The organism is Tildeniella sp. (assembly GCF_059505325.1).
Genome location: NZ_JCACKI010000070.1, coordinates 1 through 13,751, shown reverse-complemented (window position 1 = coordinate 13,751; position 13,751 = coordinate 1). Strand labels below are relative to the sequence as shown.

The window sequence follows — 13,751 nt, the reverse complement described above, 5'->3', positions numbered from 1 at the left end:
CATTAGAGTGCTCCCTTTCCCACGTTGAACCCCACACTGAACTCCTCAACCAAAATAAACCAACGCACCGTTGCTAAAGCGCTCCAACCCATACCCGAAATACTCAAAAAACCTGCTTTGGTAGCGATCGTACTGGCGGTCAGCGGTCAGCGGTCAGCGGTCAGCAGCAAGAACGAATCTGTAGGGCGATTTTGTAGAATTGGTATAAGACATATTGTTGAGCGGTGGTGCGTAAAGGTGTATCCGATAATGCGCTAGCGTAATGAGACGAAGTAGTTTTGCGAGCAGTATTCTTGTACTATTTAATTTCTAGATCGCCTGTATCGAACTCTAATTTGCTTTCTTGGTTCATTTGTATGCAAGATGAAGAGGTTCTTTAGCTTTGGGCTAGTGAATTTACCTTCATTTATTTGGTTATGGAAAATTGCTGCGTGGTCACTGGGGTTTGCGATCGTGGCATATCTTTTGTTGGCTGTTTCCGGTGGGTGGATTTTCGCTAAGCGTCAGCAATGTCAACCGTGTGCTTTTTGGTTGCGTCCCTTGCATGTAATTGTGGGTGGAGTAATGATAGCGCTGATACTGCTGCTTCTGGGTATTGGCATTGTTGGAACACTGGGTCACTTCGGCAGTTTGGGGCACTCATGGCATTTGCTTGCAGGGCTAACTGTAGTCAGCCTGACGTTTCTTTCTGCTTGGAGTGCTATGCAAATCAGCTTAATGCGACCTTGGGCAAGATTGCTGCATGTCAGCACTAACCTACTCTTGTTTATCGGGTTTCTTTGGGTCTCGTTGACGGGATGGGATGTCGTGCAAAAGTATTTGCCTTGAGTATTTGCCTTGAAAGACTCAATTGAGAGTGCTAACGAAAGGGTGTTAATGAATTGCAGTATGAGATTGTCGCAAGCGAACAGAGTTGGACATCAATCAAATTTGCCTCATACTCTTATCGCATCTACAAAGGACTTCATGTATGGCACCGAGCATTACCGTTATTGGGCATCCTCTCATCCAACACAAACTGACTCTCATGCGTCGGGCTGAAACGAGTACGGCTAAGTTTCGGTTACTAATGACTGAAATTAGTATGCTGTTGGCTTATGAAGTAACGCGCGATTTGCCGCTCAGATATGAATCAATTAAAACACCGCTTTGTGCGATGGAGGCACCTGTACTGGCTTCTGATAAAAAGCTGGTGATTGTTTCCATCATGAGAGCGGGACAGGGCATTTTGGATGGAATGCTGCAACTGATGCCATCTGCCAGGGTTGGACATATTGGCTTATATCGAGAACCAACCACGCTAGAGCCGGTGGAGTACTACTTTAAAGTGCCAGACGACATTGAAGAGCGCGACATGCTGGTGGTCGATCCGATGGTGGCTACAGGTAATTCAGCCGCCGCTGCCGTGCAACGACTGAAAGAAACGAACCCACGATCGCTCAAGTTAGTTTGTTTGCTAGCCGCACCTGAAGGCATTAGCAACTTTCATGAGCAGCATCCAGATGTACCAATCTTTACAGCCGCGATCGACGAGAGACTAGATGAACACGGCTATATCGTACCGGGATTAGGTGATGCAGGCGATCGCTTATTTGGCACAAAGTAGGTTTGACGCAAAGGGTCTATGTGCGATCGTTGTATTGCACGTATTGCAACCAATTAGGTAATAAACGATACAAACTGTCTATGTTCCTTCTCATATGATTGCCCATGCCACAAAGAGCTGGCTTACCGTTGGTGGATCGATGGCAGAGTTCGCTCAGCAGCCTGGATTCATTAAGTGTTATGCACAAGTAATAGCGATCCGGCATTGAGCTAACCAAAGAATTTTTGAGGGAAATGTTTTTGGAGGGCGAACCTTCAATTTCATAGGTTTTTAGGTTGTCAGCTATGCTCTAGACACAAGTCAATTGGAGGTCTAAATGTCTTACCACGGCGATATTTCTTCGAGTGACGATGCAGTTGGAGTTGCAGTCGTTAACTACAAAATGCCACGTCTCCATACTAAAGAAGAAGTCATTGAGAACTGTCATAAAATTGCCTCAATGATTGATGGCATGAAGCTTGGTTTGCCAGGGATGGATTTGGCAATTTTCCCTGAGTATTCCACTCATGGGATTATGTATGATGCTAAGGAGATGATGGAAACGGCGGCAACCATTCCTGGTGAAGAAACCGCGATTTTTTCTCAAGCCTGCATCAGAAACAAAGTCTGGGGTGTTTTCTCACTCACTGGTGAGCGTCATGAAGACCATCCTAATAAGGTGCCTTACAACACTCTGATTTTGATGAACGATCAGGGCGAAATCGTGCAGAAATACCGCAAGATTATGCCCTGGACACCGATCGAGGGCTGGTATCCGGGTGACTGCACCTATGTGTCAGATGGTCCCAAAGGACTAAAAATCAGCTTGATTATCTGTGATGACGGTAACTATCCTGAAATCTGGCGTGATTGTGCTATGCGTGGCGCTGAACTGATTGTGCGTTGTCAGGGCTATATGTATCCTGCCAAAGAGCAGCAGATTATGGTGTCGAAAGCAATGGCGTGGATGAACAATGTCTATGTTGCTGTTGCGAATGCGGCTGGTTTTGATGGCGTTTATAGCTACTTTGGACATTCAGCGATCGTTGGCTTTGACGGTCGCACGCTGGGCGAATGCGGCGAGGAAGACATGGGCGTACAGTACGCTGCTCTATCCAAGTTTGCTATCCGTGATTTTCGCAAAAATTCCCAGTCTCAGAACCATCTGTTCAAGCTGCTGCATCGTGGCTACACGGGTATGATTAATTCGGGCGAAGGCTCTGAAGGTATGGCGGAATGCCCCTATCAGTTCTACCGCGATTGGGTGCTTGATCCGAAGAAGGTCAAGGAAAAAGTAGAGACGCTGACTCGTCCGACAGTCGGTACTGAAGAATGCCCAATCGAAGGATTGCCTACGCAGAAAATCAGCACCACTGCCCCGGTTGAAAAGCCTCAGACAGTAGCAGTCCCAGTCACCGTTAACTCTTAAGCGAGCAGGTCTTAAAGCGGTTGGTTTGTCTGTAGGGAGGTAAGCGTAACGTCCCTACAGACGCTTAATGAAATTCTAGTGGTGCTACGTGTCTTCTCTCAGTGTTCGCTGAGAAAAAGTGTTCGCTGAGAAAAAGTGTTCGCTGAGAAAAACTCCATTGATGACACTGGTGGCGGGTTGGGATTGGGAGTAGCGATTAAGATAACCCCTGCGATTACCATCAGTGGTGACTATCTGGCAGGTAATACCATTTCATTAAACTGTGGCTACACAGGCAAGCTTTGGCTGGCAGTCAGCGGTCAGCAGCAAGAATGAATCTGTAGGGCGATTTTGTAGAATTGGTCTAACTCGCCTCTCAGTTGCTCGATTGCGTTCGCCAATAGTCCTGCATCCAAAAATGGACTGTTCAACGGTAGCTACTCAGCGCTGGCTCCGGTGACCGTTCAACCAAGCCTCGCGTTTAGCATTGGTCTTACCGATGTCAATGCCTATCGGCGATCGGCAATTTTCGATTTGGGTAGCGATGTCACAGATGTTTTGGTTATGCTCTATGCCGCTCAGGGAACGTATGCTCTGGATGCCATCACGCCTACAAGAATGAATGCCTATGGTGTTTCGGCAGCACTTCGATTGAGTCGAACGTCGGCAATCAATGGCTTTGGTTCTTTTATTCATGCCGCTTTTGTCAACGATGGTTTTGACGATCGCATTATTTGGACGTACAGCATTGGTATCTCCTTCGTTCTAAAACCCATTTCAGACCTCTAACTTCTCTGAGAAGTCGGAGGTCTAAGTTGGCGATTGGCTAAGCACGAAGTCAGTGACTGGGTAGTAGGAGAGCGTTGGTCACTGATGATGATGAGTTGTTTTGCAAGGCGTAGAGAAGTCGCGTCACGGCGATCGCGTTGGTGCGATGCAACTGTTTAAGCAGGTATTGCACCGTAATCTTGATGATGCCAATGCTGCTGGTCATCGGTGTGTGGCGCGCTATCGAGTGAATGACACGCAGGGCGCGATCGACGATTGTTAGCAAGCTGCATAAAACTTTTCTAATATTTTCCCATCATGTATGCTGAGTTCACGACTCGGTTCTGACGGGGAGCAGCCGTCGGAGGTAACAGGGAAAGTGTAGTGAAACTCTACCGCTGTCCCGCAACTGTAAAGGAAATTGAAAATTAGAAATTGAAAATTGAAAATTTGTAGGGCTTGTGTCTCTTACCATTTTTTAATTTTGCCTTTTTAATTTTGCATTCTTCAAGTCAGAACGCCTGCCGAATCGCGTTACAAAACCGTCTTATCTGCGAGGTACAGGATGAAGACACGCTATCGGAAGTTGGCTAGCCTGGGATTGATGGCTTGCCTGAGTTGCTATTTATTGCTTGGTTCCGCCAGCCCTGCGTCTGCTATGCACATTGCAGAGGGGTTCTTGCCCGTGCAGTGGGCAGCTTTTTGGTGGGCGGTATCATTGCCGTTTTTTCTAGTGGGACTGCGATCGCTCACTCGTATCACAAAGCAAAACCCTGAATTAAAGCTGCTGTTGGCGTTAGCAGGCGCTTTTACGTTTGTTCTGTCTGCTTTAAAGATTCCCTCTGTCACTGGAAGTTGCTCGCATCCTACTGGAACGGGACTGGGCGCGATCTTGTTTGGTCCTTCGGTCATGACTGTACTAGGTGGACTGGTTCTGTTGTTTCAAGCACTATTGCTGGCGCACGGTGGCTTGACCACGTTGGGCGCGAATATGTTTGCGATGGCGATCGTTGGTCCCTATGTCGCCTATTTTATTTACCATCTGGTGCTACGCACTGGGTATCAGAGGGTTGCTGTCTTTACAGCCGCCGCGTTGGAAGATTTGCTCACTTACGTGATGACATCCATTCAACTGGCACTAGCGTTTCCGGCTGCAAGTGGTGGCTTCATGGCAGCGTTCCTCAAGTTCACAGGCATTTTTGCAGTGACGCAGGTGCCGCTGGCGATTAGCGAAGGCTTGCTGACGGTGCTGGTCTGGAACTGGCTGCAATCCTACGGGCAGCAGGAATTGGAAACGCTAAAGCTGCTGAAGCAGGAGAGTTAAGTGATGAAGAAAGATTCTTTGGGTAAGCAAAATTGGCTGCTGGCGATCGCTGTCATCAGTCTTGCTGTTACTCCCCTGATCTTTATTAAGGGTGAATACGCAGGTTCTGATGCTCAAGCAGAAGGTGCCATCAATGAACTGAGTCCTGGTTATACGCCGTGGTTTAATCCGTTTTTTGAGCCGCCTAGCGATGAGATTGAAAGCCTCCTCTTTTCCTCTCAAGCGGCGTTGGGAACTGGCGTGATTGGCTATGTGATTGGGCTGTACAAAGGACGATCGGAGAAGCGAAAAAAGGACGATCGAGGTTGATGCCTCAATATCTTTTGTTCTGAAGAAACGAGTCTGTGCGAAGATCCCACCACTTCCTGGTAGCGCTCCTAGCACTTGAAGCCTACTAGGTTTCAAGCTTTTCGTTGTTAAGCGAGAATTAGCGAGAGCATTCGGTCAAAACTCTAATCTTGGCACTGGATCATTGCAAATGGCGGATATCTTAGGATATTGCTCTTGAAGATTTGAATGCTTTGAGAGCAGGGCTTGTAGTTGACTGTCAGTTAAACAAAGAATTTCCACCCCACTAACAGTATGGAATTGTGCGCTGCACTCTAGTGGAAATAATTTTTGACCCATTTCTAAACTACGAGCTAACTCTAGCCTCTCTCTAAAAGACATTGCTCTTACTTCTTGTCGCATAGCTTCGTACTCAGGCATAGGAATTGAAGTCTGTGCACTAAACCGCTTCTTTAGCATCACTTTATACATACTGGGATTGTGCATGAGGCGTTCTCCAAACCAGGGGCGCAGCCGAATTTCAATCCCATTACACCTTGTCCACCAATGAGCACCATCTTTGCGTCGAATAACCTCTGTCCATCTAAATAAGCTGTTTGGCTTTCTTGTAATCGCCTGTAAGCTTTTACGAAGAGTAGCTGTTGCAAGTCGCATCTCTCTATGATCAGCTAAGTAACCAAAAATCAATGTTTTCAACCGCTGGTTATCGGCTGGACATACTCCAAAACAAATTACTCGTTCGTTGAGTTTCTTTAACGACAGCGTGAGCATCTGAAAGCTGGGTACGAGCTGCCGCTCTGGTACTTTTGTTTGGTTCAACGTTGGACAGTAATACTCAATGTACTGACGCTCAAGATCATTAAGCTGATTCTGAGCGCAACCAAGCCAGAACAACCTGATTTCACATTGTTTATTGACTGCTTCAAGTTGCGGCAAACGGTGATGTTTTTGCCAACGCTTTCTTAAATTGGTTGCTAGACCAACATAGAGAACCTGATCACGAGCGATCGCAAAGTAAATTGCAGAACATTCTGGCAATCTTTCCCTCTCCAACAAGGTTAGGTTTGGTAACGTACTGAATTCTTGTAGCACCGCTTTAGTTGATTCATCGACTGTCCTATTCTGTATGCCCAATCCATGGGACTACCCAGACATTCAATCTCATACAAAGAACCTAAAACAGCTCAAAAACTTCTTGATCAACGGTTTATGACTCTGCAAATTGATACACTGGCGTACACCAATCGGCTACGGCAACTACCGCCCGAACACAAGCTGCTGTTTGCGATCGCCCTTTTACTCATCACCTACTGTACTCGCGCTCCTATTCAGCTTGCGATCGCGGTTTGGCTCAGCGTTTGGACCGTGATCTATGCCAAGATTCCAGCAGCGGTTTATTTCCGGTTGCTGTTCATCCCAATTGGTTTTTGGTTAACCAGTTTGCCTGCTTTTTTAATCAGTGGTGTGGACGTTGCCAACCTGTCTTCAGTGCAGACAGATGTGTGGCAGGGCTTCACTTGGGGTAACTATTACCTTTATTTGAGCGATCACGGGATTCATCAAGCGGGGGATTTAGCTGCACGAGCGATCGCCTCAACCGCCTGCATCTATTTCATCATCCTTACGGTTCCCTTCACCGAAATTCTGGATGTGCTGCGCCGCATTGGCTGTCCGACCTTGCTGACTGAATTGTTGCTGTTAATGTATCGTTTTATCTTCGTGCTGTTGCGTACTGCTCGTGAAATTTGGATGGCACAACAATCGCGTGGCGGCTACCGCACCTGGCGGCTGTGGATGAAAAGTTTAGGGCTACTGGTCGGACAGTTGCTACGGCGTACTTTAGAAAACTACCGTCAGGTATCGCTCACGTTGGAATCGCGTGGCTTTACGGGTGACTTTCGCGTGTGTCATTCCCGTCGCTATCTACCTTCAAAACGCTACAGTCTAGAGGCATTGTTTGGCTGTGCTCTCTTAGTAGCGCTTACAGGATGGCAATATGCTGTTGGAATTTGAGCGCGTTGACTATACCTATGCTGGCAGCCCGCAACCTGCTCTGCAAAGCCTGACCCTCCGCATTCCCGCTGGTAAACGCTGTGCACTGATTGGTCATAACGGCTGTGGTAAAACGACGCTGTTTTTGCTGGCAAACGGTCTCTATAAACCGCAGCGTGGCGTTGTTCGCTGGCAAGGGACACCGTTGCAGTACGATCGCACCTCGCTCATGGCACTGCGTCAAAATGTGGGACTGGTGTTTCAAGATCCAGAGCAGCAGTTGGTTGCCTCGACAGTAGAAGAAGACATTTCCTACGGGCTGTGTAATTTGGGGTTGCCAGATGCTGAGGTCACACAGAAGGTAGGAGACGCGATCGCAAACTTCAACTTATCTGAACTGGCAGCGCGACCCATCCATCACCTGAGCTTAGGACAAAAGAAGCGCGTGTCTCTGGCAGATGTAATGGTGCTCCAGCCCAAACTATTGCTTTTGGATGAGCCAACTGCCTACCTCGATCAAATCCAAACCCGTGACTTGATGACACAACTGCGCCAAATTCACGCGACAGGCACCACGATCGTCATGGCAACGCACGATCTGGATTTAGCCTACTGCTGGGCAGATTGGCTTTTTATTCTGCAACAAGGACAACTGGTGCTGGAGGGAACGCCTCAAGACGTGTTTGCTCAACGAGACACTCTAAAGCAGCTAAACTTGGGCATTCCCCTGGTCTTTGATGTCTTAGATAAGGTTGCAGAAGCGTTAGCCAACGATTCGCAGCAAACAGACTACCAGGTGATGAGCAGCATCCCAGAATCGTTGCGGAACCGCATACTGGATGTTTTTCGATACGGCTAGGACTATCAAAAGGCGCAAGTCTTGATGGTTAAAACAAAAATCTACTTTGATGCCGCCTTGCACAGTTGACTGGCTACAGCGCTCCAAACAAAGCACTGCAAACTGGAGACGTAGACAAGCATGAAACCGTTTAGATGAGTGCGTTTCCCGATGATGGAGACAAGCTTGCTGTGCTCGCTTACCACAAATTAGCTGTTTTGCGTGCCATGTCTGAAGGGGGATGGCTTTTATCAGTAGAGCAGATAAAATCCACACTAGCAGGTACGAAGCTACATAGCGCTTGATTAGAGAACCAGGTTCGGTAATCTCTACCATGTCTATCAGTGAAAACTCTGTAGACAAAACGTAAAGTTTCTACTAGATTCTTGGCTAAGCTTTATTATCTGTCAAACTCTTTAACTTTGATTTTGCCTTTGGCTCGAACTAAAAATGTGCGATCGAGAGCCGAAGACCGCCAATTTTACTTTTACTTTTCAGGAGGTATTAACAAATGCGGATTGCTCAAATTGCTCCTCTGTGGGAGCGCGTCCCACCCCCTACGTACGGCGGTACCGAACTGGTTGCCTCTCTCTTGACGGATGAATTGGTACGGCGCGGTCATGAGGTGACTCTGTTTGCTTCTGGCGATTCCATGACACTTGCAGCGCTTGAAGCAGTGCATCCTCGCGCACTACGCCTTGATGACAGCGTGACAGAGTACGGCATCTACGAAATGCTACAGCTCAGTACGGTCTACGATCGTGCTGATGAGTTTGATGTCATTCATTCCCACATGGGCTGTTCAGCATTGCCCTATGCAAAACTGGTGAAAACTCCTACTGTGCATACGATGCACGGCATTTTTACGCCTGACAACGAGAGAATGTTTACTCACGCTAAACGGCAACCCTTTGTGAGCATTTCACATTCCCAGCGCGAACCAAGGCTTGGGCTTAATTGTGTAGCAACTGTCTATAACGGCATTGATACGGATAGTTATACCTTTTATCCTCAGCCCAGTGACCCGCCGTATCTAGTGTTCTTAGGGCGGCTGTCACCCGAAAAGGGCACTCACCTGGCGATCGAGATTGCAAAACGCACTGGCTGGCACCTGAAGATCGCAGGCAAAATTGATCCAGTCGATGTGGAATACTACGAAACTGCTTTAAAACCACACATTGACGGGACGCAAATTGAGTATCTCGGCGAGGCAAACCACCAGCAGAAGAATGCGCTGATGGGCAACGCAGTAGCAACGCTCTTTCCCATTACCTGGCGTGAACCCTTTGGCTTGGTCATGGTTGAATCGATGGCATCGGGCACCCCAGTCATCGCTATGGAGCTTGGTTCGACATCGGAAGTAATTGCACACGGCGAAACAGGGTTTTTGTGTCACAGCGTTGATGAGTTTGTCGCAGCGCTTGATCAGGTACCAGCGATCGATCGCCGCGCTTGCCGAGAGCACGTAGTTAATCATTTCAGTGTGCAGCGCATGGTGGATGGCTATGAAGCGGTCTATCAGCAGCTCGTGGATGCCCGCTTCGCGCAAAACGGGCAGTCTCGCAGTTTTGTGAGTCTGGGCAAAAATCGTTAGTCATCTGGTGGAGACATGGGTCTCCACTTTTTTTTGTGAGGTGAAGAGATGGTCAGTTTCAACAATACAAAACTCGTTTCGTCCAGTGCAGTATCGGTCAACCAGCCCTATGTGTCTTCCCGCAAGATGGTACCGACGCGACAGGCGATCGCGCTGATTTCAGAGCACGGCGACCCAGCAGCAGAAATTGGCAAAGATGCCGCTGGTGGGCAAAATGTTTATGTGCGTCAAGTAGGCGAGGCGCTGGCAAAGCTGGGCTGGCAAGTAGATATGTTTACTCGCAAAACAAAACCAGACGATGCCGCGATCGTGCAGCATTCACTCCACTGCCGCACCATTCGGTTGGTGGCAGGACCGGAGGAGTTTATCCCGCGCGATGAGCTGTTTCCCCATATGCCAGCCTTTGTTGCTGCGTTTCAAGCGTTTCAGAGCAAAGAAGGCTCTAACTACCCACTCATACACACTAATTACTGGATGTCCGCCTGGGTTGGTTTACAGCTCAAGCAACACAGCAATATCCAACTGATCCATACCTATCACTCGTTAGGCGCAGTCAAGTATCAGACGGTGCCTCATCGTCCTGCCATTGCCGAGACCAGGTTAGCGATCGAGCGCCAAATTCTTGAGCAGGCAGATTGTATTGTGGCGACCAGTCCCCAAGAGCAGGAAACGCTTCGTACGCTGGTCTCAAACCAGGGCTATATTGAGGTGATCCCGTGTGGCACCGATATCAGTAACTTCCACGCCATACCCAAGGCAGACGCTAGAGCCAGGCTGGGGTTTGCTGCCAACGATGCGATCGTCTTATACGTTGGACGCTTTGATCACCGCAAGGGGATCGAAACGTTGGTGCGCGCGTTTGCCCAGTTGCAGAAGTCGGCACATGCTGAGAGCCAAACTGGTGCTGAGAGCCAGACTGCGGCAAAGGAGCCACCGTCTAAACTGCGGCTGGTCATTGTCGGTGGTAGTGACCCAGACAGCACCGATCGGCTAGAACGAGAGCGGATTGAGCAACTGGTGCAATCGATGGGTCTGGCAGAGCAAACCGTTTTTGCAGGACAAATTGGGCATACGCTGCTGCCGCTCTACTATACGGCTGCCGATGTTTGCGTCATTCCCAGCCATTACGAACCGTTTGGGCTGGTAGCGATCGAAGCGATGGCGTGTGGTACCCCCGTTGTCGCTTCGGATGTTGGCGGTCTGAAATTCACAGTTGTGCCAGACGAAACGGGGCTGCTGGTGCCACCGCAGAATGTAGAGGCGTTTGCTCAGGCAATCGATCGCGTTTTGACCGATACCGTATGGGCAAGAAAATTAAGAAGACAGGCACCGATTCGAGTACAGCAAAACTTTAGCTGGTCGGGTGTTGCAGTCCACCTGAGCGATCTATACCGCCGTCTGCTGGCTCAATCAATCTCTAGCACGCTGTTCTCTGGCGCAGCGGTTTTGCTGCCAGCACCCAGTCAAGAGATGTATGCCGTCCGCACAGAGGTTGCTGCTTCAACACTAGCAAAAGTTTCCTGACCGCCTGCAAGAATCGGCAGCAAGGGTAGCCTACTGCTATTCACCTGTTGGGACTCGTTGTAAGCTTGTGTCTTTTACCAGGGTGTGCGTGGTCTGTTCGTACAGCAGTTGTTCCTTAAGCCACTGAATCTCCCGCTGTAAGTCTGTGCCACAGTACACCCAAAGCTTAGCGTCGTAGGGATCAGACGAAAGTGGCTGCTGCATCTCTCGATTTTCTAGACGGAGCTGGCAAACCATCAAACGATACTGGAGCAGTTTGAGGCGTTCTGCTGGCTCAAGATAGCTAAAAAAGAGAAATTTGATCAGGAAGCGAGAGCGAGAGTTGACCCAGCTCTCGTGAGGATATTCCAGCATCTTCTGCCGCCAAAGCACTTGACCTTGAGGCGTGATGCTGTAGATTTTTCGATGCGGACTACCCTCGCCTTCTGCATCAGTCAGTACAGCGATCGCCCCTCGTGTCTCCAAACGCTTGAGCAGTGGGTAAATCGTACCGTAGTTAACGCTGATGCAACTACTCATCAACAGCTCTAGCTGCTGCTTGAGGCGGTAGCCGTGCAAATGTTCGCGTTGCAGTAAACCAAGAGCGGCTAATTCAAGCATTTATATCAGTCCGATATACTGAACCGTTGTGTTTTTTTTCTATTTTATCTATATTCGTTATATGCTTTGCAACATTCGAGTCAAAAGAGTCAAAGCTTTTTGCTTCCGAACTATCGATTAGCCACCAAGCCCCCACTAGTTTCAACGATGTTACGCACTTAAGGTACGGACACTGAGTAACCCGTACATGATGATATCGAAGCCATGCTTCTAGAGGCTGTGCTTCTAGAGCACTGGCGTTGCATCAGTTGAAAATCGGTTAATGAACGCAGTATGACGAACGTAGCAAGACGCTAAAAGGTAACATCGTTCAAACCGCCCTGCTCTGGTATCGCAGCTAGACAGGGAGTTGGTGAGCATCACATCCTCGGACAGGTTCGCGCACGGGCATCTGCGCCTGAGTCCTAGAAGTTGAATGCAATCTTACGGGTTAAATCATGGCTATCAAGGGAAATTTAGTTTTAAAGCAACTCGTAGTCTCAGCGCTAGCGTTGAGCTTGCTTGGGGCTTGCAGCAAGGGTGAGCAGGCGGCAAATGCCAACAAGCCCCCGCCAGTGAAAGTGAAAGTGACCGCGATCGAGTCGGCAACCGTTAACGATAGCGATGAGTATGTAGCAAATCTTGTGTCGCGGCGATCGGTTAGCTTGAAACCGCGTGTGGAAGGGCAAGTTACCCAAATTTCAGTCAGAGCGGGCGATAACGTCGCGGCTGGCACACCGATTTTGCTGATTGATCCCCGGAAGCAAGAAGCCACGGTGGGCAGTGCAACCGCGACAACGGAATCGGCGATCGCAAACAGCGCCAATGCCAGAGCCACGCTAAAAAGTTATGAAGCCGATTTGCTGCAAAAGCAGGCAGACTTAAAACTGAGACAGGCGCAGTATAAGCGTTACGCAGAGTTGTTGGCTCAAGGCGCAACCAGCAGAGATACGCTCGATCAGTACGCCAACAATCTGGCAGCGTCGCAGGCGCAAGTTGGTGTGACGAAGGCGCAGATTCAGGCACAGAAGTCGGTGATTGCTAGCAACGATCGCCTTGTGCAGCAGAATCAGGCAGCGACTCAAGAGCAGGCAGTTGAGCTTCAGTACTACAACATCACGGCTCCCTTTGAAGGTGCTGTTGGGGATATTCCAGTCAAGGTTGGGGATTTTGTGGATACGTCAACGTCAATGGTGACGATCACTCAAAACAATCCCCTGGAGGTCAATCTTTCGATTCCGGTCGATCGCGCACCTGAAGTTAAGCAAGGCACAGCCGTTGAGTTGCTCGACACTCAAGGAAAAGTGGTCGGTACGAGTCAGGTTTTCTTTATTGCCTCTGCGGTCAACAGCACGGATCAATCGGTGCTCATCAAAGCGCTCTACAACAACTCTGCGAATAAACTGCGAGCCTCACAATTTACTCGTGCACGGGTCATCTGGAGCAAACGTCCCGGCATTTTAATCCCAACTGCTGCTATTTCTCGTGTGGCGGGGCAAACGTTTGTGTTTGTCGCGCAACCCGGTGAACAGCCCGATCAACTGATTGCCAAACAACGACCCGTGAAGTTGGGCAACATTGAGGGCAACAACTACCAGGTGCTGGATGGGTTGAAGCCAGGAGAAAAAATTGTCACGTCAGGGCTGCTGAGTCTAAGAGACAACGCCGAAATTGCTTTGTAGCGGTTAGCAGTCAGCGGTCAGCGGTCAGCGGTCAGCGGTCAGCGGTCAGCAGTCAGCCTGGGACTTAAAGCTGATAGCCGATAGCCGATAACCGATAACCGATAACCGATAACCGATAGCTGATAGCTGATAGCTGATAGCTGATAGCTGATAGCTGATAGCTGATAGC

Annotated in this window: 16 protein-coding genes and 1 riboswitch; of the genes, 14 read left to right on the top strand and 2 right to left on the bottom strand. The window is 49.0% G+C overall.

Annotated elements, in window-relative coordinates:
• Positions 1 to 24: 24 nt before the first annotated feature.
• The 9 genes from AC5JO6_RS24830 to AC5JO6_RS24790 all read left to right on the top strand — a co-directional run bounded on the left by AC5JO6_RS24830 (position 25) and on the right by AC5JO6_RS24790 (position 5,394).
• On the top strand, positions 25 to 258 hold the full coding sequence (locus AC5JO6_RS24830) for a hypothetical protein (RefSeq protein WP_496083727.1): 234 nt from the start codon (positions 25 to 27) through the stop codon (positions 256 to 258).
• 132 nt (positions 259 to 390) lie between these two features.
• Entirely contained in the window at positions 391 to 828 is a 438-nt protein-coding gene (locus tag AC5JO6_RS24825) for a DUF4079 domain-containing protein (protein ID WP_496083726.1), read from the top strand.
• A gap of 142 nt (positions 829 to 970) precedes the next feature.
• Positions 971 to 1,606: a uracil phosphoribosyltransferase gene (upp, locus tag AC5JO6_RS24820; protein WP_496083725.1), complete on the top strand. Its 636-nt coding sequence runs from the start codon at positions 971 to 973 to the stop codon at positions 1,604 to 1,606.
• A gap of 316 nt (positions 1,607 to 1,922) precedes the next feature.
• Positions 1,923 to 3,014: an aliphatic amidase gene (locus tag AC5JO6_RS24815; RefSeq protein ID WP_496083724.1), complete on the top strand. Its 1,092-nt coding sequence runs from the start codon at positions 1,923 to 1,925 to the stop codon at positions 3,012 to 3,014.
• Positions 3,015 to 3,149: 135 nt separating this feature from the next.
• The gene (locus tag AC5JO6_RS24810; RefSeq protein ID WP_496083723.1) at positions 3,150 to 3,329 is read left to right on the top strand and encodes a hypothetical protein; all 180 of its coding nucleotides are present in this window, start codon (positions 3,150 to 3,152) and stop codon (positions 3,327 to 3,329) included.
• A gap of 120 nt (positions 3,330 to 3,449) precedes the next feature.
• Entirely contained in the window at positions 3,450 to 3,782 is a 333-nt protein-coding gene (locus tag AC5JO6_RS24805; RefSeq protein ID WP_496083722.1) for a hypothetical protein, read from the top strand.
• A 100-nt stretch (positions 3,783 to 3,882) separates the two neighbouring features.
• A complete protein-coding gene (locus AC5JO6_RS24800) occupies positions 3,883 to 4,044 on the top strand; it encodes a hypothetical protein (protein ID WP_496083721.1) in 162 nt (53 codons plus the stop codon).
• A 39-nt stretch (positions 4,045 to 4,083) separates the two neighbouring features.
• Positions 4,084 to 4,304: riboswitch (cobalamin riboswitch) on the top strand.
• A gap of 22 nt (positions 4,305 to 4,326) precedes the next feature.
• Positions 4,327 to 5,085, top strand: coding sequence for an energy-coupling factor ABC transporter permease (locus AC5JO6_RS24795; RefSeq protein ID WP_496083720.1), 759 nt, complete (start codon positions 4,327 to 4,329; stop codon positions 5,083 to 5,085).
• A 3-nt stretch (positions 5,086 to 5,088) separates the two neighbouring features.
• The gene (locus AC5JO6_RS24790) at positions 5,089 to 5,394 is read left to right on the top strand and encodes an energy-coupling factor ABC transporter substrate-binding protein (RefSeq protein WP_496083719.1); all 306 of its coding nucleotides are present in this window, start codon (positions 5,089 to 5,091) and stop codon (positions 5,392 to 5,394) included.
• Between the two features lie 135 nt (positions 5,395 to 5,529).
• Here the strand turns inward: AC5JO6_RS24790 and AC5JO6_RS24785 are convergent, their stop codons facing one another.
• The gene (locus AC5JO6_RS24785; protein ID WP_496083718.1) at positions 5,530 to 6,411 is read right to left on the bottom strand and encodes a GIY-YIG nuclease family protein; all 882 of its coding nucleotides are present in this window, start codon (positions 6,409 to 6,411) and stop codon (positions 5,530 to 5,532) included.
• A 171-nt stretch (positions 6,412 to 6,582) separates the two neighbouring features.
• On the opposite strand from AC5JO6_RS24785, the gene cbiQ reads away from it, so the two are divergent.
• The 4 genes from cbiQ to AC5JO6_RS24765 all read left to right on the top strand — a co-directional run bounded on the left by cbiQ (position 6,583) and on the right by AC5JO6_RS24765 (position 11,321).
• Positions 6,583 to 7,386, top strand: a complete 804-nt coding sequence (cbiQ, locus tag AC5JO6_RS24780) for a cobalt ECF transporter T component CbiQ (RefSeq protein WP_496083717.1) — start codon at positions 6,583 to 6,585, stop codon at positions 7,384 to 7,386.
• A complete protein-coding gene (locus tag AC5JO6_RS24775) occupies positions 7,370 to 8,224 on the top strand; it encodes an energy-coupling factor ABC transporter ATP-binding protein (protein WP_496083716.1) in 855 nt (284 codons plus the stop codon). The genes cbiQ and AC5JO6_RS24775 overlap by 17 nt, the downstream gene beginning before the upstream one ends.
• Before the next feature lie 490 nt (positions 8,225 to 8,714).
• Complete coding sequence (locus AC5JO6_RS24770; protein WP_496083715.1) at positions 8,715 to 9,797, top strand: glycosyltransferase family 4 protein; 1,083 nt, start codon at positions 8,715 to 8,717, stop codon at positions 9,795 to 9,797.
• Between the two features lie 126 nt (positions 9,798 to 9,923).
• Positions 9,924 to 11,321 carry a glycosyltransferase family 4 protein gene (locus tag AC5JO6_RS24765; RefSeq protein WP_496083728.1) on the top strand — a complete coding sequence of 466 codons (1,398 nt, stop codon included), beginning with the start codon at positions 9,924 to 9,926 and terminating at the stop codon, positions 11,319 to 11,321.
• Positions 11,322 to 11,357: 36 nt separating this feature from the next.
• On the opposite strand, the gene AC5JO6_RS24760 is transcribed toward AC5JO6_RS24765, so the two are convergent.
• Positions 11,358 to 11,921, bottom strand: coding sequence for a PadR family transcriptional regulator (locus AC5JO6_RS24760; RefSeq protein ID WP_496083714.1), 564 nt, complete (start codon positions 11,919 to 11,921; stop codon positions 11,358 to 11,360).
• 437 nt (positions 11,922 to 12,358) lie between these two features.
• On the opposite strand from AC5JO6_RS24760, the gene AC5JO6_RS24755 reads away from it, so the two are divergent.
• On the top strand, positions 12,359 to 13,582 hold the full coding sequence (locus tag AC5JO6_RS24755) for an efflux RND transporter periplasmic adaptor subunit (RefSeq protein ID WP_496083713.1): 1,224 nt from the start codon (positions 12,359 to 12,361) through the stop codon (positions 13,580 to 13,582).
• Positions 13,583 to 13,751 lie beyond the last annotated feature (169 nt).

What these genes read in the sequence shown, in the direction of transcription:
- upp (WP_496083725.1), top strand. Translation starts at nt 971, where the DNA reads ATGGCACCGAGCATTACCGTTATTGGGCATCCTCTCATCCAACACAAA.
- AC5JO6_RS24815 (WP_496083724.1), top strand. Translation starts at nt 1,923, where the DNA reads ATGTCTTACCACGGCGATATTTCTTCGAGTGACGATGCAGTTGGAGTT.
- AC5JO6_RS24795 (WP_496083720.1), top strand. Translation starts at nt 4,327, where the DNA reads ATGAAGACACGCTATCGGAAGTTGGCTAGCCTGGGATTGATGGCTTGC.
- AC5JO6_RS24790 (WP_496083719.1), top strand. Translation starts at nt 5,089, where the DNA reads ATGAAGAAAGATTCTTTGGGTAAGCAAAATTGGCTGCTGGCGATCGCT.
- cbiQ (WP_496083717.1), top strand. Translation starts at nt 6,583, where the DNA reads ATGACTCTGCAAATTGATACACTGGCGTACACCAATCGGCTACGGCAA.
- AC5JO6_RS24775 (WP_496083716.1), top strand. Translation starts at nt 7,370, where the DNA reads ATGCTGTTGGAATTTGAGCGCGTTGACTATACCTATGCTGGCAGCCCG.
- AC5JO6_RS24770 (WP_496083715.1), top strand. Translation starts at nt 8,715, where the DNA reads ATGCGGATTGCTCAAATTGCTCCTCTGTGGGAGCGCGTCCCACCCCCT.
- AC5JO6_RS24765 (WP_496083728.1), top strand. Translation starts at nt 9,924, where the DNA reads ATGGTACCGACGCGACAGGCGATCGCGCTGATTTCAGAGCACGGCGAC.
- AC5JO6_RS24760 (WP_496083714.1), bottom strand. Translation starts at nt 11,921, where the DNA reads ATGCTTGAATTAGCCGCTCTTGGTTTACTGCAACGCGAACATTTGCAC.
- AC5JO6_RS24755 (WP_496083713.1), top strand. Translation starts at nt 12,359, where the DNA reads ATGGCTATCAAGGGAAATTTAGTTTTAAAGCAACTCGTAGTCTCAGCG.